The organism is Asticcacaulis solisilvae, from assembly GCF_052327315.1.
Taxonomy (GTDB): Bacteria; Pseudomonadota; Alphaproteobacteria; order Caulobacterales; family Caulobacteraceae; genus Asticcacaulis; species Asticcacaulis solisilvae_B.
Map to the genome: position 1 here is coordinate 3,850,281 of NZ_CP166196.1, position 21,652 is coordinate 3,871,932.

Here is a 21,652-nt window from a genome sequence, read left to right on the forward strand (position 1 = left end):
GCAAAAATACCGCAGTGATGTGGTTAATTGCAACGCGCCAATGCTACCGGTGTCTTATTGCCTTGCACCTGCGTTTTTTTCGTGCCTAATTCCCAACACATTCAGTGTCACAAATGCCTTGCGCGTCATGACACCGGTGTCAGCTGGAACAATATCCGGTAAGTAAAAATTGACCTTTACAGGCGACCTTTAAACACAATTCCGATGCCGTGGAACATAGCACCACGATAAATCGGCCAACGGGGAGTAAAAAAAGAGATGAGTACCGATTCCACCAACACCACAATTGCGCCCAAATTCCGGCGCCGCGCGCTCTGGGCGCTCGGTGTATCGTGTGGCGCGCTGCTGACCGCAGCCCCTGTCTTCGCGCAGACCGCGCCGGCGCCCGCCAAGCCTGCCGATAACGATGTCGTTGTCGTCACCGGCTTCCGCGGCTCGCTGCAAACGGCGATCAGCGCGAAGAAAAAGGAAGACATGATCGTCGATGTCATCAAGTCCGAAGACATCGCGCAGTTTCCCGACCTTAACCTTGCTGAATCGATCCAGCGCATTCCGGGCGTCGCCATCGACCGCGACGGCGGCGAAGGCCGTTCGATCACGGTCCGCGGCCTGAACTCGGATTTCTCGCGCGTCCGCCTGAACGGCCTGGAAGCCCAGGCGACCACCGGCGGCAAGGACTCGTCCGGCGGCGCCAACCGCGGCCGCGGCTTCGACTTCAACGTCTTCGCCTCGGACCTGTTCAACTCGATCACCATCCGCAAGTCGCTGTCCGCCGAAATCGAAGAAGGCAGCCTTGGCGCGACCGTCGATCTGCAGACCGCCCGTCCCTTCGACTACAAGGGCTTCACCATGGCCGCCAGCGCTCAGGGGTCGTATAACGACCTGAGCAAGACGGATGGTGGCCGCGGCTCGTTCCTGATCTCGAACCGTTGGGCCGACGGCAAGCTGGGCGCCCTGTTCTCGGTGGCCTACGGCCACAACACGGTCCAGGAAGAAGGCCCGAACACGACGCGTTGGGAAAACGCCTACAGCCCGTCGAACATCGGCCGCTTCGCCGGCTACTACGACTCGAGCAACGTGTTCCACCCGATCGCGCAATGTACCGGTACGGGCGGGGCCTGTAACACCACGGAAACCAACACCGCCAACCCGGCGCTGACGGGCGACGCCGCGACGATCAGCCGTGCGCTGCACCCCCGCATCCCGCGCTATTCGCGCTTCGTCACCGACCAGACCCGCCTGGGGATGACCGGTTCGTTCCAGATGCGTCCGAACCCCGACACCCTGATCAGCCTCGACGCGATGTACGCGGAATTCACCGCCAACCGCGACGAATACGATCTGGAAGCCATCTCGTTCAGCCGCGCCGGCGCCGGGATGCCCAAGACCACCATTCGTAACTACGCTATCGACAGCGAAGGCACGATGTACAAGGGCACGTTCGACAATGTCGATATCCGCGCCGAACATCGCTACGACGCGCTTAAGACGACCTTCAAGCAGGTCAACCTGGGCTGGGATCAGAACCTCGGCGAAAAGCTGAAGATGAAGGTCCTGCTCGGCGCCTCCGACTCGTTCCAGGGCAACCCGGAACAAACGACCTTCGACTGGGATTCGTACAACGTCCAGGGCTATTCGTACGACTTCACCGACAGCCGCCACCCGGTCTTCAACTACGGCACGTCTCCGACGGGCTGTACCGTCGACCAGGCCTGCTACTGGTCGTTCTCGCCGAACACCCCGGCCAACTCCACGTCGACGCCCGGCACGAACAACCTGACGACCAGCACGACGACGGGCGACGCCTCGCTGATCCGCCTGCGCCCGCAAAGCGTCGACAACAAGTTCTTCACCGCGAAGATCGACTTCATCTACGAGCTCAACGACTCGCTGGTCTTCAAGGCCGGCACCTCGAAGAAGCAGTACGACTTCCTTTCGACGGAATACGGCCGCGTCACCTACGTTCCCGCGTCCGGTCTGCCCGGCCGCGACGAATCGGCCAGCACCCTCTACTCCGCCGGCATCAACGCGCTGCTTAACGGCGACATCGCCAAGTATTCGCAGTCGATCAGCCTGGCCGGCAACACCTTCCTGACGCCGAACCTCGACCTCATCCGGTCGACGACGGACTTCACCTGCGGCTGTAAGAACGCCTACGGCACGTTCACGCTCGACAACACCAACTCGTCGTCGCGCGCCAACAACCGCACCGCCACGGAAAAGGACACCAGCAGCTACGTCCAGGTCGACTTCCACCACGACGTGTTCAACATGCCGGTGCGCGGGAACCTCGGCGTTCGCATCGTGAAGACCGACGAAACCTCGACCGGCCTGATCGGCAAGGGCACGACCAACGTGCTGACGACGATCAACCGCAGCTACACCGACACCCTGCCGGCCCTGAACGTCTCGATCCAGCCGCTCAACAACCTCTATGTCCGCTTCGCCGCGGCCAAGACGATGGCGCGTCCGACCCTGCAAAGCCTGACGCCGGGCGGTTCGATCACCACGTCGAGCCAGACGCTCAGCGTCGGCAACCCGTACCTCAACCCGGTCCGGGCCAACACCGCCGACCTCAGCATCGAATGGTACATGGACAAGGAAAGCCTGTTCTCGGCCAGCCTGTTCCAGAAGGACATCAAGTCCTACATCCAGTCGACCGCGACCTACGTACCGTTCGGCGACCTCGGCTTCGACAGCAGCCTGCTGTCCGGCACCTCGCCGGCCCAGGACAATTCGACCCTCTACCTCGTCACCCAGCCGATCAACACGCCGGGCGGCACGCTGAAGGGTTACGAACTGTCGATGCAGAAGCCGTTCACCTTCCTGCCGGGCTTCCTGAAGCACTTCGGCGGCATCGTGAACTACACGCATGTCGAATCGAACATCAAGTACGTCACCGCCTCGACGTCGAACGCGACGACGCATACGGTCACCTATACCTACCGTACCGCGCCGTTGCTGAACCTGTCGCCGGAATCGTGGAACACGACCCTGTACTACGAAGACTCGCGCTTCTCGGCCCGCGTCTCGGTCGCGCACCGCTCGGAATATGAATCGATCATCCTTCCGGGTTCCGGCGCCGACTTCCAGGGCAAGAACGGTACGACCAACGTCGATACCCAGGCGACCTGGAAGCTCAACAAGAACTTCACCCTGGTCTTCGAAGGTCTGAACCTCACCGACCAGTACGACGACCGCAACGACCAGTACAACACGCCCCAGGGCAACACCGGTCAGAACCTGCTGCTCGACTATTCGCACCCGGGCCGCACCTACTACTTCGGCGCGCGTTACAAGTACTAAACGCACGCCTGAACTTGCGGCACGGGTTCCCGGAAAACGTGCCGCACAAAGTTTTCGCCTTTAAGGCCGCCTCGGGCGCCGGACTCATCCGGCGCCCGCTTTTTTTGTCAGCTCCCATTTTTTCACCTTCAGCGCCTCGACCTGAGGCCGCTCAGCCGCTAAAAACACCGGTGTCATTCATGCCCAGGATTGCAAAGACCGCAAAGTCTGCAAAGAATTACCCCATGCCCAATGCTTCCGCTTCGTCTGCCCCCTTCGTCGCCTTCGGCGAGCTTCTCCTGCGCATGACCGCCACGGGCGGACGGCTGCTCGACGAACTGCCGCCCATCGAGCCCTTTGTCGGCGGCGCCGAGGCCAATGTCGCCGTCGGCCTGGCGCGTCTCGGCCACGCCGCCAGGATGATCAGCGTCATTCCGGAAAATGCCCTCGGCCAGGGCGCGGTCAATGAGCTGCGCCGCTGGGGTGTCGACACCAGCAACGTGTTCGCGACACCCGGCCGCATGGGCCTGTATTTCCTGACGCCAGGCGCCATCCACCGCCGCTCCGACATCGTCTACGACCGCGCGGGCTCGGCCTTCGCAACGGCGCGCTTCTCGCGCTTCAACTGGGCGAAGCTGCTCAAGGGCGCCGGCTGGCTGCACGTCTCGGGCGTCACGGCCGCGCTCGGCCCCAACAGCGTCGCCGCGGCGCTCAAGGCCATGCAGACGGCGCGCAAGCTGGGCGTCAACGTCTCCTTCGACTGCAACTACCGTCCGACCCTGTGGCAGGCCTGGGGCGGCGACGCACCGGCGCTGATTCGCGGCCTGATGGCCGAGGCCGACCTGATGTTCGGCGGCCATCGCGATATCGAGCTGGTCTTCGGCACGAAGTTCGACGGCGCCGACGCCACTTCGGTGCGCGAGCACAATGCCGCCGACTTCGCCTTCGCGCAGTTCCCCCACCTGAAGCGCATGGTGTCGACGCGCCGCAGCCAGGTCAGCGCCGACCACAACCGCCTGTCCGGCCAGATGTTCACGCGTGAACGTGCGCTGGAAACAGAAACCTATGACATCGCCGGCATCGTCGACCGTATCGGCGGCGGCGACGCCTTTGCGGCCGGTGTGCTGCACGGGCTGATCCTGGGCGAGGACGACCAGGCGGCCCTGAACTACGGCATCGCCTGCGGCTGCCTGAAGCACGGCCAGCCCGGCGACATCAGCCTGGCGACGCATGGCGAGCTGGTCGATTTCCTGTCTGGCGGCAGCTTCGACGTAAAGCGATAGGCGACGTCCTCGGAACAAAAAAGCCGGCTCGTTCTGATGAGCCGGCTTTTTCTATTTCATGACCTTGTCGACCGCCGCGCGTGTCAGCTCGTGATAGCCCGGCCGCGCCTCATTGTAGATACGGTGGGCCAGGTCCGGTCCCCAACCCGGCTGCTGCATCAGGGCGCGATAGAGCGGCGTGCAGAACTTGCCGCGGCCCTGGCTGGTCAGGAAGTCGCGTAAGCCCGGAAGGGCCGGCGTATAGTGGTGCTGCACCGCCAGCATCAGCCAGGCGAATTCGATTTCCGAATTGTGGCTGTGGGTGAAGTCGAAGGTCGCATCCAGCGCCGCCATGCGGTCGACTGTCAGCGTATCGGGCATGTGGCTGAGTAAATAGACCCACTGCGGATAGCCGTAGTCCTTGACCTCAAGCGCCTTGGGATCGGCGCCATTACCGAAGGCGGTGATCTGCGCCGTCACCTGGTCGAGCAGCGGCGAGGTCGGCACCACCATGTTGTCGGGCAGGCCCTGGCCGTAGATCCAGTCATGAATCTTGAGGTCCTTTTCCAGGTCGCCGTCATTGTGCAGCAGGTGCTGGCGCAGATCGGCCAGGAAGGCTTCGGTCGTCATGCTCTGGAAGGCATAGCGGCTGAAATAGCCCTTGAGATAGGCATCGAGCTTCTTGCGCCCGAAATGCGCCTCCAGCATGCGCAGGAAGGCCGCGCCCTTCTCATACGGCACCGTGGTGAAATAGTCGTCCGGATCGACGCCCTTGAGATCGGGGTGCAGCTCGGTGAATTCCGGATGGCCGTCGGCCTTGAGCTGCTTCATGTCGGTCAGCAGGTCGTTATAGCCCAGCACCTTGAGCATGTCGGCGCGGTCCTTGCCGTAAACCTGCTCCATGATGCGGTTCTCGAAATAGACGGTGAAGCCTTCGTTGAGCCAGAAGTCTTCCCAGGTCGCGTTGGTCACCAGGTTGCCCGACCACGAATGCGCCAGCTCGTGCGCCACCAGGCTGACCAGCGAGCGGTCGCCGGCCAGCACGGTCGGCGTGGCGAAGGTCAGGGTCGGGTTTTCCATGCCGCCATAGGGGAAGGACGGCGGCAGGACCAGCACGTCGTAACGGCCCCATTTGTAGGGCCCGTACAGCTTCCCGGCGGCGTCGAGCATCTGCTCCATGTCGGCGAACTCATAGGCCGCCTTGTCCAGCACGGCCTTCTCGGCATAGACGCCGGTAGTCTTGCCCTCTTCCTTGAAGCCGATATCGCCGATCGCCAGGGCGATCAGGTAGGGCGCCACGGGCTGGTCCATCTGGAAGCGGAAGGTGCGCTGCGACGCATGGCCGGGCACGGCCTCGCCGTCCGGCGTCAGGCGCTTGGCGCTCATCACCGCCACAAGGTCCGACGGTACGGTGATGCGCGCCGAATAGGTCTGGCGGATGGCCGGGCTGTCCTGCGTCGGAATCCAGGTCCGGGTGTTGATCTCCTCACCCTGGCTGAACAGGAAAGGCTTGCGCTTGCCGGCGGTCTGCTGCGGATCGAGCCATTGCAGCGCCGTGCCGCCCTTTTGGGTATGATAGTGCACCACGATGGTCTGGGCGCCCTGCGGCAGCTCGACCGTCAGCGGCTGCCCCATCATCGCGTCGACCTTGCCGAGCGCGTATTTCAGCGGGGCGCCCGACGGATCGGTGACTTTTTCTATGCCCAGGTCCTTGACGTCGAGCACGACCTGCTTGGCATTGGCCTTGGATTCGAGCTTGAGCGTCGCCGTACCCTTGAGCTGGCGCGCCTGGAAGTCGGCGGTCAGGTCGAGATCGACATTGCGGACGCGGACCTCCTGCGGACGGGCATAGGAATGGTCGTCCACCGTGCGCGCCACCATGGCCAGCGGCCCGGTGTCGGCGGTCTCACGATGGTTGCAAGCGGTCGCCACAAGGCCCAGCCCCGCGATGGCGAGGACGGCAAGCCGCCGAAGGGGCGAAAAAGCGCGCAAGGGCGTGTGACGCATGCAGCGAAACCCCCGAAAACCACAGGCGAATAAGCGTCTGCAGCGGTGACCCGATTTGGCCTGCACTGTAACTGGAAATGTCCGCTTCACACAACCGTGAAATTGACGCACGCGTCCGCGATGGCCGCTTGCAGGACAGTTATGGCCCTTGGCCGCGCAGGCGGCGCAGGCTATGGTTAAACGGTGAGCGATCCCGTAACCCTTTCGCGCCCGCAAGATCCGTGGTGGCGCGTCCATGTTCCCAAGGACGCCCTGGGCTTTTCCGCCGTCCGTCCGTGCGTTTGGGACGGCGCGGACAGCCGTCACGTGGCCACGCCCGAACTGCGCGCCCTGTGGGGCCATCAGCCGCTGATCGTCGCCAACGCGCCGCTGATCCGCAACCGCCTGTTCGCCGGCCGCAACTACCGCGAAGCCGGCCATTTCGACGTGCTGGAACTATTCGCCTTCGTCCGCCCTGCCCAATTCTGCGCCCCCTCGGCCGCCGGCGTCGCCATCGCCTGCGGCTTCCCTGAGCCCGTCGATGCCGCCGCCCAGGCAAGAGCGCTGATCGCCGTCATCGAAACGCTGACCGCTGAGCTTCAAGCCGCGCCGCTCGGTTTCCGGCTGGTGGCGCAGTCGGGTATCAAGCTGATGGAACGCAACGGCTGGGCGTGGGCACCGCTGTTGCAGGCGGTGCTCGACCGCACCCAGATGCCGGCCGACTACGTGCCGCCGCCGGCGCTGGAAATCTGGTCGTTGCTGGAAGAATGGGAAGACCAGCCGCCGGAAGGCCAGGCGCGCGCCGTGTCGCTGACCGACGAAGAGGTCACGACAGCGCTCGACACCGACCTCAAGCGCGCGGCCTTGAGCGAACGCCGCCCGGAGCAGCGCGAATTCGCGCTCAAGGCCCGCGACATCTTCGCGCCGAAATGGATGAAGGACCAGCCCAACATGCTACTGGCCGAGGCCGGCACGGGCACGGGCAAGACGCTGGGTTATCTGGCCCCCGCCCATGCCTGGGCGCAAAAGGCGCAGGGCCAGGTTTGGGTGTCGACCTACACCAAGGCGCTGCAAAAGCAGATCTTCCACGACACGCGCGCCCTGTTCGACCGCGAGGCCGAACGCCAGGCCCAGGTCGTGGTGCGCAAGGGCCGCGAAAACTATCTCTGCCTCTTGAACTATCAGGAGCGGCTCGGCGCGGCGCAGACCGGGCCCGAAGTCATCATGGCGGCCCTGATCGCGCGCTGGGTCCTCTATAGCCGCGACGGCGACATCATGAGTGGCGACTTCCCGACCTGGCTGCCGTCGCTCTTGCCGCCGACCGCGCCCGCCGCCGTTTTCAACACGTTGTCGCCGTCGGCGCTGGTCGACCGGCGCGGCGAATGCACCTACGCCGCCTGCCCGCATTACCGCGTCTGTTTTATCGAACGCGGCGTGCGCAAGGCGCGTTCGGCCAGCCTGGTCATCGCCAACCATGCGCTCGTCATGGCGCAGGCCGCCTACGACCTGCGCGACCGGGCCCGCGAACAGATGGCGGCCGAAATGAACGGCGAGGACGTCCAGGGCGATGTCGAACCGCAACCCGCCCTGTCGCGCCTGATCTTCGACGAAGGCCACCATGTCTTCGAAGCCGCCGACAGCGCCTTCGCCACGCGGCTGTCGGGGCTGGAAGCCTTCGAACTGCGCCGCTGGATTCGCGGCAACGAAGGCCGGTCGCGCCGCGCGCGCGGGCTGGAATCGCGCATCGGCGACCTGCTCAGGACCGACCAGGCCAAGGACGCGATGCGCGAGCTGATCCGCGCCGCCGCCGTCCTGCCGGCCGATGGCTTTACGCAACGCATTTCCGTGCGCACGCAGAACGGCACGGGCCTCGATCCGATCGGCCCGATCGAAGCCCTGCTGGTCGAGGCGCTCGGCCAGATCGAAATCCGCCGCGAGGAAGCGCCCGTGCGCGGGCGGTCGAACGATGCCGAAGCCGGCGGCGAATGCGAGGCGCATCCCTGTATCGAAAGCGTCGGTGTCGCCGCGAAGCTGGCCTCGAAGGCGCTGGCCGGCATCGAAGCGCCCCTGCTGGCTTTGTGCCGGTCCGTCGAGGACATCCTCAACGACAGCGCCAAGGAGCTGGAAGCGTCGGAACGCGTTCGCCTGGAAGGCATATTGCGCGGCCTGGAACGGCGCGCGCGCATGCTTTTGCCGGCGTGGCGGTCGCTGTTGCAGCAACTGGCGCTGGAAGACCAGGACATCGTCGACGACAACGGCAAGCCCGAGACGATCGACTGGTTTTCCGCCGAGGTGCATCGCGGCCGCGTCGTCGATGTCAGCCTGAACCGCCACTATGTCGACCCCAGCCTGCCGCTGGCCGAATTCGTGCTCAAGCCGGCGCACGGCGTGCTGGTGGCGTCGGCCACGCTCAGCGACGGTTCGCGAGACGAAACGACCGAGGACGTCTTCTCGCTGGCGCGCCAGCGCACCGGCGCCAATCACCTGGTGATGAACGCCAAGACGGCGCGCATCGCGTCACCCTTCGATTATGCCAATCAGGCGCGGCTGTTCGTCATTTCGGACGTCGGCCGCGACGATCACCGCTCGGTCGCCGCCGCCATGCAGGCCCTTTTCCTGGCCGCCAAGGGCGGGGGGCTGGGCCTGTTCACCGCCATCCGGCGTCTGAAGCTGGTCTATGACCAGATCAACCAGCCCCTGGCCGACGAAGGCCTGTCGCTCTACGCCCAGCATGTCGATCCGCTCGATGTGTCGGACCTGATCAGCGTCTTCCGCGCCGAACATCACTCGTGCCTTCTGGGCACCGACGCCGTGCGCGACGGCATCGACGTGCCGGGGCAGGCCCTGCGCCTGATCGCGTTCGACCGCGTGCCGTGGCCGCGCCCCGACACGCTCCACCGGGCGCGCCGCCAGCATTTCGGCCAGCGCATCTATGACGACGCGCTGACGCGGGCGCGGCTGGCCCAGGCCTTCGGGCGGCTGATCCGCAAGGCCGACGACCGCGGGGTCTTCGTCATGCTCGATTCCGCTGCGCCGACGCGGCTGTTTTCCAGCCTGCCGCCCGGCGTGGTGATTCAACGCTGCAGTCTCAAAGAAGCCATCGACTCCATAGAACGCTTCCTGTATCCGCCGGACATCGCTTAGGAAGCCACGCCATGACCGAAATCGAAGTCCCGAAACGCCGCCATATCGGCGTGTTCGTCCCGACCGCTGTCGTGGTGGTGCTGATCGTCCTGTGGACCGCATGGTGGTTCATTGCCGCCCACCGCGTCGAAGCCGCCTTTCATACCCAGGCCGACGCCCTGACCAAACAGGGCTATCGCGTGTCGACCGCCCCCTACACGGTCAAGGGCTATCCCTACCGGCTGGCGGTCGAACTGCGCGATGTCAATATCGTCGCCCCGACCGGACGCGGCTTTTCTGCGCCCGAACTCGATGTGGAAGCCAATGCCTACAATCCCGACAAGTGGGTGCTGGTGGCCGGCAAGGGCCTGACACTCTATCGCGGCCACGACAAGGCCGGCGCCGATCTCGGCACCCTGGCCCTGAGCGGCAAGGTGCTGCGCGCCAGCGTGTCGCACCTTGGCCAGGCCGTGCCCGATATCCGGTTGCAGGGTATGGAGGTCACCGCCACGCCGTCCGATCCCACACACCCGTTCGTCTTCGACACCGCGACCCTGGCCGAGGCCTATCTGCGCCCCAATGCCAAGGATGCCGACAGCGCCGACTGGCTGGTGCGCTGGACGGGCGCGCGCGGGCGTGCCCCCGGCTTTACCGGCAAGGTCAGCCCGAACGCGCCTCTCGATCTCCATATCGAAGGCACGATCGGCCACGTCAGCGCCTTCAAGGGCGTCAATTTCGCCGACGGCCTGACAGCCTGGAAGGCGGGCGGTATCGCGTCGAACCTGATCGTCGAGTTGAAACGCCCCGACACGACCCTGCGCCTGACCAGCGATGGCCTGAGCGCCGACGCCGACAACCACGTCCAGGGCAAGGTCAAGGTCGAGCTGACCGGCGCCGCCGGCCCGATCGACATGCTGTCCCAGGCCGGTGTCCTGTCAGGCGATACGGTGGACGCGGCAGAACCCCTGCTCGACCTCGCCATGGGCGCAAATAACGGCCCCGCCAGGCTGACAATCGATTTCAAGAAGGGCAAGGCCTATATTGGACCTATAAAAGTTGCAAATGCACCTACATTACCGTGATATTTGTTTATACTGTAACGACCCTCATTAAGCCTGATTATAGACTTGCGGGGAAGCATCCACAGGCATAAGGTCCTGCCCTCGACCCCGGAGTAATTGATTGTGAGTACGCAAAATCCGCCCGGCCTCGCCGATCTGCGCCTACAGATCGATGCCCTCGATGCGGAACTTCTGCGCCTCGTCGACGAACGCGCCGCCCTCGGCAAGGCCATCGGCGAAGCGAAGGCGCGCGAAGAAGGCGCGCTCAAGCACGACGGCGCGCCCACCTCCCTGCTCCGTCCCGACCGCGAGGCCATGCTGATCCGCAAGCTCCTCGCCATGCCGCGCAAAGCTGCGTCGCAGTCTGTTGTGGTGCGGGTTTGGCGTGAGCTGATCTCGGAAAACCTGCGCATCCAGGGCCAGGCCAACGGCGGGCTTCACCTCAATATCAATGCCGGCGACCAGTCGCGCGAAGTGCTGGTCTGGGCGCGCGAACGCTTCGGCTTCGCCCCGTCCTACGGCTATGTCAACGACCCGGCCGCGGCCATCACGGCTGCCCGCGATACGCGCCACATCTCGGTGCTCAGCCTCGATCCGCGCGGCGGCGCCTGGTGGGCCCGGCTGCTGGCCGAGCCGCGCGTGCGCATCATCGCCGCCCTGCCCGAACTGTCGAGCGGGCGCCCGCACGCCCTGGCCCTGGCGTCGATCGCGGCCGAGCCGACCGGCGACGACCTGACCTTCTGGGTGTCGGATTCCCCCGAGCGCGAAGACAAGCTGGTCGATGCGCTCAGCCATCGCGGCCTTGCCGCCGAATGGCTCTGTTCCGCGCAAGGCTTGAAGCTGTTCACCCTGTCCGGCTTTGTGCAGGAACACGACGAGCGCCTGAAGGGCGCTTTAGGCTCGCTCAGCGGCGTCATCGGCGCGGCTCCGCGCATATAATCCCGCTCTCTCTCCTTGGCAGACAAGACTTGCGAATTTATCGTGCGTTTTGTTTAAGGGCGGGATATGAGTAGCAAAATAGTTTCATAAGATACGGCCACACCATGACGAACCTTCTCGACAAGCCCATCCCTAAAGCCGGCATCCTCGACATCGCGCCCTATGTCGGCGGCAAGTCGAAGATCGACGGCGTCGCGGACCCCATCAAGCTGTCGTCCAACGAGAACGCGCTTGGCGTCAGCGCCCACGCCGTCGAAGCCTTTGTGGATGCGCAAGGAAAGCTGTTCCGCTATCCCGACGGCCTGGCCAACCCCTTGCGCGCCGCCGTCGCCGACTATCATGGCCTCGAGGCCGATCGCCTCGTCTTCGGCAACGGCTCCGACGAGGTCTTCCTGCTGCTCAACCAGATCTATCTCGAGGCCGGCGACAATATCGTCACCGGCGAGCACGGTTTCCTAGCCTACCGTATCTCGGCCCTGGCCTGCCAGGCCGAGGTCAAGCTGGCGCCCGAGCCTGAACAGCGCATCGAGATCGAAAACCTGCTCGAACTGGTCGATGACCGCACGCGCATCGTCTACCTGTCGAACCCGGCCAACCCGACCGGCACCTGGAACACACCGGAAGAGATCGCCGAGCTGCGCGCCCGCCTCGACCCGCGCATCCTGCTGGTGGTCGACGAGGCCTATGCCGAATTCGTCGACGAGCCGACCTGGGCCAGCGCCTTCGAGATGGCGCGCGCATCCGAAAACATCATCGTCACGCGCACCTTCTCGAAGATCCACGGCCTGGCCGGCCTGCGCATCGGTTTCGGTTATTGCCCCAAGGCCGTGATCGAGGCCATCGAGCGCATCCGCCTGCCGTTCAACATCAACCTGCCGGCACAGTTCGCCGGCATCGCCGCCCTGTCCGACCATTTCCACATCGAAGCGTCGCGCCAGCAGGTGCTGAACTGGCACCCGCGCTTCCTGCAGGAAATCCGCGCACTCGGCTATTTCATCCGCAAGTCGGCCGGCAACTTTGTCCTGATCCACTTCAAGGACACCGCCGAAGCCGAGGCCGCCAATGCCTACCTGATGTCGCAGGGCCTGATCGTGCGTCATGTCGCGAACTACGGCCTGCCGCAGTGCCTGCGCGTGACCATCGGCAAGGACGACGAAAATCGCGCCTTCCTCGACGCACTGAAGCGGTTCGCCACCCGCACATAAATGCGGTCACAGGTCGCATTCGCAGCCCGATCGGATTATGTTAAAGCTCATCCCGAAAAGTGTGACGCACTTTTCGGATAAAGATGAGCGACAAACACAATGTCGCTGCGAATTGCCTGGAACGAGTTATGCCTGATCAAAGCGCTTCATCGCCCGCCGCCCGCGTCGCCTTCGGCCAGGGCTTCCTGAAAGACTGCTGGTGGTTCGCCGCCCTGTCGCAGGATTTGAAGACCGGCGCGCTGCAACGCTATGTCATTCTGGGCGAGCCGGTCCTGCTCGGCCGCGACCTCGACGGTAAGGCCTATGGCATCCGCGACATCTGCCCGCACCGCGCGGCGCCCCTGTCCGCCGGACAGATGATCCGCGACCCCAAGGGCGGCGCCTGTGTCGTGCAGTGCCCCTATCACGGCTGGACCTTCGACACGGCCGGCACCTGCACTTCCGTGCCCTCGCTGACCTCCGACCAGACCATGGACGTGTCCAAGGTCAAGGTCCGCAACTACGCCGTCCGCGAACAGCAGGGCATGGTGTGGATCTATATCACCGCCGATATCCGCCGCCCGGCCGAGCCCGATCATGAGCCCCCGACCCTGCCCGGTGTGGTGGGAGGAAAGCCCATCATCGTCGAGACCATGGATTTCGACAGCCATATCGACCACGCCGTCGTGGGCCTGATGGATCCCGCCCACGGCCCCTACGTCCATCAGCAATGGTGGTGGCGCTCGTCCAAGAAGCAGCTCGAGAAACAGAAGGCCTTCGCCCCAGCCGAGCACGGCTTCGCCATGGTGCGCCACGCCCCGTCGAAGAATTCGCGCGCCTATCGCATCCTGGGCGGTGCGCCGGCGACCGAAATCACCTTCCGCCTTCCGGGCATCCGCTACGAGCATATCCAGATCTGCACCCAACAGGTTCTGGGCCTGACCTGTCTTACGCCGATCGACGAGAAGAAGACGCGCATTACGCAGATCTTCTGGTCGGACCACGGCCTGTTCCGCCTGATCGCGCCCATCTTCCGCCATGGCGCCAAGGCGTTTCTCAAGCAGGATGGCGACATGGTCAATTTGCAGAACGAGGGCCTGAAGTACGATCCTTCGCTTTTGTGGATCGACGACGCCGACACCCAGGCCAAATGGTATCAGCAACTGAAGCGTGAATGGATGGCGTCGCGCGCCGAAAACCGCCCCTTCGTCAATCCGGTCAAGGCAGCGACGCTGAAGTGGACAAGTTAAACAAAAACGCCTCCGTCGATGACGGAGGCGTTTTTGTTTTCAGGTGTGAAGGCCGGGTCAGACCGTTTTCAGGCCGGCGACGACAAGACCGATCTGCATGGACAGGGAATCGGCCAGCTGCGCGACATCGAAACCGGCATTGCCTTCTTCAGACGACTGGAAGGCGCGGCGCAGATTGGCGAAACACAGGTCTTCCAGGATTTCCGCCGCACAGTCGATGCGGGCGGCGTCGGGGATTTCCTTGCGGGCCTTGGCGGCCTTCAGGGTATCGAGCAGCGTCACACGGACCAGGTCGCTGAGGCGCGAAATCTCGGTCAGGCTCGGCTGGCTGGCCGACCAGCGCATGACGAAGGCCGACAGGATCAGGCGGGCATTGGCCTGAGCCGCGTCGTAGCCGCGCATAAGCTGTTTGTGCAGACGATCGACCAGCCCAAGGGACTCGTCATAGGCTTCGCGCATCAGACGGATGACGCGGGCATTTTCGTCTTCGACGACGGTCAGGAAGATTTCGTTCTTGTCGGTAAAATTGGCGAACAGAGCGCCGGTCGACAGGCCCGCACCGCGCGCGATGTCGCGCAGGGTGGCGGCTTCGAAACCGCGTTCGCGGAAAAGAGTCATCGCCGATTCAAGAATCTTCTGGCGATTGCGCTCTTTCGACTGAGCACGGGCCCCTAAAGGTTGCGGGGCGTCCTCGCGGTTTATCATAAGACTTTTATCACTCGGATTATACATGGTACTCACACACACAAACGGGTTTCCCTAGGGGAAACATTGAGACCCGGCCCAAACTCTTTAGACCGGCAGCAACAGCAATTCAATCTGTTGCGGATGATATTTTTGCGACGCGAAAGCGTCAGATTTACGGCAGTCAACCAGAATTGAGCGCGCTTCCCGTCAACCGGGCAGTCACCCCGGTATATGGGTCTCGACAAGTCGCACAAAAAGGGGGATGACTTTCATCATGAGCCTCTTTCTTTTCGTCCTGGCGGTTATCGCCATGCTGACCACGCTGGGCATCCTGTTCGCCGGCATCTTCGCCATGGCGAAGGGCGGGGATTTCCAGGCCAAGTGGTCGAACAAGCTGATGCGCCTGCGTGTGCTGTTCCAGGCCATTTCGATCGCCCTGCTGGTCGCCGTCGCCTGGGCCTTCCAGCATAAGATGTAAGCCCTTCCAGCGAGCGCCTGTGGTCAAGCTCAACAAGATCTACACCCGAACCGGCGACGACGGCACGACGGGCCTTGCCGATGGCTCGCGCCGCAAGAAGCACGAGCCGCGCATGACCGCCATCGGCAGTGTCGACGAGGCAAATGCCGCGATCGGCCTGGCGCGTCTGCATGCCGGCGAGGTCATCGACCTCCACCTGGCGCGCATCCAGAACGACCTGTTCGACCTTGGCGCAGACCTTGCGACACCCAGCGACGAAATCTCGTGGACGCCGATCCGCATCAAGGCCAGTCAGGTTTCGGCGCTGGAAGCGACGCTCGACGGCCTGAACGAAGACCTTGAGCCGCTGACCTCTTTCATCCTGCCGGCAGGCACGGCGTTGAGCGCGCACCTTCACATGGCGCGAACCGTGGTGCGCCGCGCGGAACGCGACGCCGTGGCCCTGGCAGGGGTTGAAGCGGTCAATCCGGAGGCGGTCAAATATCTCAACCGCCTCTCGGACTTGTTGTTCGTCATGGCGCGGCACGCCAATGATTGCGGCCGCGCCGATGTCCTGTGGGTGCCGGGCGGAAATTAGCCCTTGGTGCGGCGCTTGAACTGGGCGCCTTCAGAACGGTTGACGGCTTCGCTGCTTTCGATGGCCGGACGCTTGCCCTTGAAGCCCGATTTCGGCCCCTTGAAGCCACCCTTGAAGCCCGGCTTGCCACCCGGCTTACCGAACTTGCGATTGGGACCACGCGCGTCGTCATGCGGACGGCGTTCGCCGTTGTGGGCCGGACGTTCACCGGAATGGGCCGGACGATCGCCGCCGCGAGCAGGACGATCACCATTATGGGCCGGACGGTCGCCACGCGCAGGTCGGTCGCCAGCGTATGCCGGACGCTCGCCGGAACGCTCGGCTCTCGGCTTGAACGGCTTGGCAGGGGCGCCATTGGCCGCCGCGGGGCGCTCGGCCGCCATCGGATCGTAACGCTCGGGGCGTTGAGCGCGATCACCACGTTCGCCCCCCTTGCGGGCGCCGCTACCGGTACGATTACGGCTGCGCTTGTGCACGAATTCCGCATCCGGGTCCGAATGGCGGGCGCCGCCGGCCTTCTTCGGGTTCTTCTTCTGCGACTTGTCGTGCTCGGGCAGGCGGTCGGGCGTCGACGGCTTTTCCGTCTGGCCGGACGCCAGGATGGCTTCGTCGAGCAGCTTCAGCGCCAGGTCCTTGCGGCGGTCGAACGAAGGAATACGCTGGCGCGTCGTGCGTTCGATATCCTTCAGCAGCTTGCGTTCATCGTCGGCGCACAGGGTGATCGAGATACCCGACTTGCCGGCACGGGCCGTACGGCCGATGCGGTGGACATAGGCTTCGGGCACGTTCGGCAGCTCGAAATTGACGACGTGGCTGACATTGTCGACGTCGATGCCGCGCGCGGCGATATCGGTCGCGACCAGGGCGCGCAGCTTGCCGGCGCGGAAGGCCTGGAGCGCGCGCTCACGCTGGCTCTGGTTCTTGTCGCCGTGGATGGCGGCCGATTCGATGCCGCCGGCCTGGAGATAGGCGGCGACGCGGTCGGCCGAGCGCTTGGTGCGCGTGAAGACCAGGGTGCGGGCATAGGCTTCGTCGGCGTACAGCTCCGACAGCAGGGCGCGCTTGCGCTGGGCTTCGATGAAGACGACCTGCTGCGACACGCGCTCGGCGGTCGTGGCTTCGGGTGTGATTTCGACGCGCGCCGGATCGGTCAGCAGTTCCGACGCCAGGCCGGCGATTTCCTTCGGCATGGTGGCCGAGAAGAACAGGTTCTGGCGCTTGTGCGGCAGCTTGGCGGCGACCTGGCGGATCGGCTTGACGAAGCCGAGGTCCAGCATCTGGTCGGCTTCGTCGAGCACGAAGCATTCGACGCCGCGCAGGTCGACCGTCTTCTGTTCGATATGGTCGATCAGTCGGCCGGGCGTGGCCACCAGGATGTCCAGGCCGCCGTTCAGCGCCTTGTACTGCGGGCCGTACTTGACGCCGCCGTAGATGGTGGCGACCTTCAGGCCCATGCCGCGCGAATAGGTGTTGAAGCTTTCGGCGATCTGCGAGGCCAGTTCGCGCGTCGGCGACAGGATGAGCGCGCGCACCGACTTCGGCGCCGGGATGATGCGGTTGGTCAGGATGTGCTGCAGGATCGGCAGGGCGAAGGCCGCCGTCTTGCCGGTGCCGGTCTGGGCGATGCCCAGCAGGTCGCGGCCCTTGAGCAGCAGCGGGATGGCCTGCGCCTGGATCGGCGTCGGCTTGGTGTAGCCCTCTTTTTCAAGGGTGTTGAGCAGGGTGGCACTGAGGCCCAGGGTCGAAAAAGTCGTCACAGACAAAGCTTTCGTCAGGCCGCCGGAGTCATTCCGGACGGCGGGAACATAAAACGGGCGCACGCAAACGCATCGCGCCCGGGCCTGAGCAATTCAGGCCGGGTGGATACGAAGCAAGCGCGTGTCACGGACTTCGAAATGGGCAGGCGCGCACATGGGCGGCCTTAAAGGCTGGCAGTATGTACCCCACAGGACGTATCCACGGGGCATACTTCACGCGGCCAGCGGGACGGGCAAGCCGTCCGATGGGTTGTTTCGCAGATGCGATCGGCGGTCTTTTGCGCTTTTGTTACCGATAAGTCAAGCGCTGCCGATTGTTACCTTACGGAAAGGCTCATACCAACCATTTGGTAACCAAACGCCGGTAGAGTATTTCCCCGTTGGCTCCGGCCTCTACGCGATCGCCGAAACAAACGATTGCGGCGTACATTACCCCTCGTTCGTGTCGTTTTTCCGTCTTACGGGACCCTTGCGCATGTCTTTGCCGCCGCGCCCTGCTGCATCTTCGTCTTCCGCAACTGCGAAGGCCGAAGTCATTCAGCCTTCCGACTATCAATACCAGGACCGCCGGGCGGAGCCCCGCCAGGACTGCGACGACCGCGGCGCCCTGCTCTATATGTCGGAAAAACAGGTCATCACCTGCCGCATCATGGACCAGTCGCCGTCGGGCGCCCGCATCGCCTTCGACAATGTCGGTTCCATCCCTTCGGAAATCTGGCTGATCGACCTCGATACCCACATGGCGCGCCGCGGTTCGGCAGCCTGGTCGACGCCGACCCGCATGGGCCTGAAGTTCAACTTCGTGCAGACCCTGGTGCCTGGCCAGCCGCGCCCGCAACGCATTCCGCAGGAAGTCTTCGATGTGTGGATGAAACTGAGCGGGCAGATAAAAGACCCGCCGCCCCCCGAGAGCGACGGCGACGACGTTCTGTACCTCGACTAAAACAAAAAGCCCGTCCGGTGAAACCGAACGGGCTTTTTGTTTCTTGCCGACGCTGGATCACAGCAGCGAGCGGAACTTCAGCGTGCCCGGTACGGTGCGCAGGGCGTCGAGCGCTTCCTTGGGATAGCCCTGGTCGACGTCGACGATGACATAGCCCAGGTGCTCGTTGGTCTTCAGGTGCTGCGCCAGGATGTTGAGATTGTACTCGGCCAGCACCTTGTTGATCGCCGCCAGCACGCCCGGCACGTTCTGGTGCAGGTGCAGGAAGCGGTGACGGCCTTCGACTTCCGACAGCTGGACGTGGGGCATGTTGACGCTGAACGTGGTGTCGCCGCGGTTCAGGAAGTTCAGCAGGCGCTCCGACGCGAACTCGGCGATGGCCTCCTGCGCTTCCTCGGTCGAACCGCCGATGTGCGGCGACAGGACCGTGTTGCGGCGGCCCATCAGCGCGCTCTGGAACGGATCGTCATTGGTGCGCGGCTCTTCCGGGAAGACGTCGACGGCGCAGCCGGCGATCTTCTTGCTGTCGATGGCCTTGGCCAGCGCTTCGATATCGACGACGTGGCCGCGCGACAGGTTGATGAACAGCGCGCCGTCCTTCATGCGCGCGAACTGGGCGGCGCCGAAGATGTTGGTGTTCTCGCTGCGACCGTCGACGTGCAGCGAGACGACATCGGCCTCGGCCAGCAGGGCATCGAGCGAACGGTAGCGCTTGGCGTTGCCCAGCGACAGCTTTTCGGCGATATCGTAGTAGATGACGCGCATGCCGAAGGCTTCGGCCAGGATCGACAGCTGCGAACCGATGGCGCCGTAGCCGATGATGCCCAGCGTCTTGCCGCGCACTTCGTGGGCCCCGGTCGCCGACTTGTCCCACTTGCCCTGGTGCATGCCGATCGACTTGTCCGGGATGTTGCGGGTCAGCACGACCGTCAGGCCCATGACCATTTCGACGACCGAACGCGTGTTCGAATAGGGCGCGTTGAACACGGCGATGCCGCGTTGCGAACAGGCCTTGAGATTGATCTGGTTGGTGCCGATGCAGAAGGCACCCACGGCCATCAGCTTGTCGGCCTTTTCCAGCACGCGCTCGGTGACATTGGTCTTGGAACGGATGCCCAGGATGTGCACACCCTGGATGGCCTCGATGAGGTCGTCTTCGTCGAGCGCGCCCTTGAGCGTCGAGACGTCATAGCCTTCCTCGCGGAAGTGACGCACGGCCTCGGGGTGGATGTTTTCGAGCAGCAGCACCTTCAGCTTCGAGCGCGGGAAAGAATAGCGGCCCTGATAGCCTTCGGCGTGCAGCACTTCGTCGAACGAAGCGGCGACGCGCGTCGCCTCGCCGCCCTCGGTGGCGGCCACGACCTTGGGGCGCGTGACGTTTTCGGTGAAGGCGTAGAAGCGCTCGGCCGCGCCGCCCTTGTAGACTTCGAAGTCCGTCCAGCCATCGCCGACCATGGCGACGTCGCCGTCGAGGTTCAGGCCGCGCACGGCGGTGATCTTGCCGCCGTCCTGGCTGAGCGGGTTGGTCAGGTCGAGCCCGATGGCGACGCCGTCGGCATTCCAGGTCAGACGGTTGGCCATCACATAGGCCGGGTCGATGCCGAAATCGGCGACGACCGGGTCGATGAAGTCGTGGAAACCGCCCGAGATGATGCGGATCTTGCCGGCATGGTCGCTGAAGACGGCGCGGTTGCGTTCGATCGAGGCCGTGATCTTGGTCTTGAGCACATCGACCAGGGCGGCGATGTCGTCGCGCGTCGGCTTCAGGATCTGGATGCGGCGCTGCAGCGCGTCCGAGAAGCTCATCTCGCCCGACATGGCCTGGTCCGTCAGCGCCTTGATCTGGGCGACATCGGCGGCGCGCGCCGGGTCGGCGGCCGACAGCAGTTCGGCCAGGATATCGAGCGCCTCGACCGTGGTGAAGGTCGAATCGAAATCCAGGATCAGGGTTGCGGGAGCGGGAGGAGCAAAGCTTGCATTCATGACTGCGGGACCCATATGGGGGCGGGCCGGGTCATGGGCGCCGCAAGGTTGCCCCGCCCGGCTCAAGAAGATTTGCGCCGCAGATAAGATAAAAGTTTTGCCCGCACAACCGCCTTAATCGATTATTGTGGCGGCACAAGGCCTAATTCTTTAAGATTCTATCGGACGGCGGCTTAAATACGCCAACTGGTAAAATTCGTAACGACCGTAGGGATTTAACGCGTTCATGTCCGATCCGTCCTCATCCGCCAACGACTACTCCGCCCGCTTCGTTATCGAGACGCATCCCGTTCACGGGCGTCTGGTACGGCTGGGCGAGACGCTGGACCAGATCCTGAAGGCGCACGACTATCCCGACGTCATCGCCAACCTGCTGGGCGAAGCCTGCGTGCTGGCCGTGCTGGTCGGCGCGTCGCTGAAGTTCGAGGGCCGGCTAATCCTGCAAGCCCAGGGCGACGGCGCGGTGCGCTACGTGGTGGCCGACTACGATACGCGCGGGGGCCTGCGCGGTTTCTGCCGCTACGACGAGGGTGAGCTCGACGCGCTGATCGCCGCCAATGAAGGCAGCTTCCAGAGCCTGGGGGCGCAGACCCTGCTGGGCAAGGGCACCTTCATCATGACGCTCGACCCCGAGGATCATGCCGAACGCTACCAGGGCATTACGCCGATCGAGGGCGAATCCCTGTCCCTGTGCGCCGAGCACTATTTCGCCCAGTCGGAACAGGTGCCGACCCAGATCAAGCTGGCGGTCAGCGAAAGCACGACCGAAGCCGGCCGTGTCTGGCGCGCCGCCGGCGCCATGATCCAGGCGATCGCCGGTGACGAAAGCCGTGGCGACACGAAGGAATCCTTCCAGCATATCCGCGCCCTGTTCGAGACTCTGGGTGAGGAAGAGCTTACCGATTTCGAGCTGACGGCCGACCGCCTGCTCTACCGCCTGTTCCACGAAGACGGCGTGCGCCTGTCGGCGCCGAAGACCGTGTTCAAGCTGTGCCGCTGCTCGCAGGAGCGCGTCGAAGGCCTGGTCCAGTCCTTCACCGAACAGGAACAGCAGGAAATGCTGGAAGCCGACGGCAAGGTGCACATCACCTGCGAATACTGCTCCAAGACCTTCCTGGTCGGGCTGCAGTAACAGTT

At 64.0% G+C, this 21,652-nt stretch carries 15 protein-coding genes; 11 read left to right on the plus strand and 4 right to left on the minus strand.

Annotated elements, in window-relative coordinates; translation table 11 throughout:
- Positions 1-258 precede the first annotated feature (258 nt).
- The gene (locus AB8717_RS18110; RefSeq protein ID WP_443748716.1) at positions 259-3,306 is read left to right on the plus strand and encodes a TonB-dependent receptor; all 3,048 of its coding nucleotides are present in this window, start codon (positions 259-261) and stop codon (positions 3,304-3,306) included.
- A gap of 224 nt (positions 3,307-3,530) precedes the next feature.
- On the plus strand, positions 3,531-4,568 hold the full coding sequence (locus AB8717_RS18115; protein WP_443748717.1) for a sugar kinase: 1,038 nt from the start codon (positions 3,531-3,533) through the stop codon (positions 4,566-4,568).
- A 51-nt stretch (positions 4,569-4,619) separates the two neighbouring features.
- Here the strand turns inward: AB8717_RS18115 and AB8717_RS18120 are convergent, their stop codons facing one another.
- Positions 4,620-6,554 (minus strand): M1 family metallopeptidase, encoded by a 1,935-nt coding sequence (locus AB8717_RS18120; protein ID WP_443748718.1) that lies wholly within the window; start codon positions 6,552-6,554, stop codon positions 4,620-4,622.
- A gap of 183 nt (positions 6,555-6,737) precedes the next feature.
- On the opposite strand from AB8717_RS18120, the gene AB8717_RS18125 reads away from it, so the two are divergent.
- From AB8717_RS18125 to AB8717_RS18145, 5 genes are all read left to right on the plus strand, one after another.
- Positions 6,738-9,677: an ATP-dependent DNA helicase gene (locus tag AB8717_RS18125; RefSeq protein WP_443748719.1), complete on the plus strand. Its 2,940-nt coding sequence runs from the start codon at positions 6,738-6,740 to the stop codon at positions 9,675-9,677.
- An 11-nt stretch (positions 9,678-9,688) separates the two neighbouring features.
- The gene (locus AB8717_RS18130) at positions 9,689-10,738 is read left to right on the plus strand and encodes a DUF2125 domain-containing protein (protein WP_443748720.1); all 1,050 of its coding nucleotides are present in this window, start codon (positions 9,689-9,691) and stop codon (positions 10,736-10,738) included.
- 102 nt (positions 10,739-10,840) lie between these two features.
- On the plus strand, positions 10,841-11,656 hold the full coding sequence (locus AB8717_RS18135) for a chorismate mutase (protein WP_443748721.1): 816 nt from the start codon (positions 10,841-10,843) through the stop codon (positions 11,654-11,656).
- A gap of 104 nt (positions 11,657-11,760) precedes the next feature.
- On the plus strand, positions 11,761-12,861 hold the full coding sequence (gene hisC / locus AB8717_RS18140) for a histidinol-phosphate transaminase (protein WP_443748722.1): 1,101 nt from the start codon (positions 11,761-11,763) through the stop codon (positions 12,859-12,861).
- A 128-nt stretch (positions 12,862-12,989) separates the two neighbouring features.
- On the plus strand, positions 12,990-14,090 hold the full coding sequence (locus AB8717_RS18145) for a Rieske 2Fe-2S domain-containing protein (RefSeq protein ID WP_443748723.1): 1,101 nt from the start codon (positions 12,990-12,992) through the stop codon (positions 14,088-14,090).
- A 57-nt stretch (positions 14,091-14,147) separates the two neighbouring features.
- Here the strand turns inward: AB8717_RS18145 and AB8717_RS18150 are convergent, their stop codons facing one another.
- The gene (locus AB8717_RS18150) at positions 14,148-14,708 is read right to left on the minus strand and encodes a TetR/AcrR family transcriptional regulator (protein WP_443748724.1); all 561 of its coding nucleotides are present in this window, start codon (positions 14,706-14,708) and stop codon (positions 14,148-14,150) included.
- 343 nt (positions 14,709-15,051) lie between these two features.
- Here AB8717_RS18150 and AB8717_RS18155 point away from each other — a divergent pair, with 343 nt between their 5' ends.
- Together AB8717_RS18155 and AB8717_RS18160 are read left to right on the plus strand one after the other, a co-directional pair.
- Complete coding sequence (locus AB8717_RS18155) at positions 15,052-15,255, plus strand: twin transmembrane helix small protein (RefSeq protein WP_443748725.1); 204 nt, start codon at positions 15,052-15,054, stop codon at positions 15,253-15,255.
- Positions 15,256-15,274: 19 nt separating this feature from the next.
- Positions 15,275-15,832, plus strand: a complete 558-nt coding sequence (locus AB8717_RS18160; RefSeq protein ID WP_443748726.1) for a cob(I)yrinic acid a,c-diamide adenosyltransferase — start codon at positions 15,275-15,277, stop codon at positions 15,830-15,832.
- On the opposite strand, the gene AB8717_RS18165 is transcribed toward AB8717_RS18160, so the two are convergent.
- Positions 15,829-17,589, minus strand: coding sequence for a DEAD/DEAH box helicase (locus AB8717_RS18165; protein ID WP_443748727.1), 1,761 nt, complete (start codon positions 17,587-17,589; stop codon positions 15,829-15,831). The two genes, AB8717_RS18160 and AB8717_RS18165, sit on opposite strands and share 4 nt — an antisense overlap.
- Before the next feature lie 475 nt (positions 17,590-18,064).
- Between AB8717_RS18165 and AB8717_RS18170 the strand changes: the two genes are divergently transcribed.
- Positions 18,065-18,532: a hypothetical protein gene (locus tag AB8717_RS18170; protein ID WP_443748728.1), complete on the plus strand. Its 468-nt coding sequence runs from the start codon at positions 18,065-18,067 to the stop codon at positions 18,530-18,532.
- 57 nt (positions 18,533-18,589) lie between these two features.
- On the opposite strand, the gene serA is transcribed toward AB8717_RS18170, so the two are convergent.
- Positions 18,590-20,515, minus strand: coding sequence for a phosphoglycerate dehydrogenase (gene serA, locus AB8717_RS18175; protein WP_443748729.1), 1,926 nt, complete (start codon positions 20,513-20,515; stop codon positions 18,590-18,592).
- A gap of 226 nt (positions 20,516-20,741) precedes the next feature.
- Here serA and AB8717_RS18180 point away from each other — a divergent pair, with 226 nt between their 5' ends.
- Positions 20,742-21,647 (plus strand): Hsp33 family molecular chaperone, encoded by a 906-nt coding sequence (locus tag AB8717_RS18180; protein ID WP_443748730.1) that lies wholly within the window; start codon positions 20,742-20,744, stop codon positions 21,645-21,647.
- Positions 21,648-21,652: the final 5 nt, after the last annotated feature.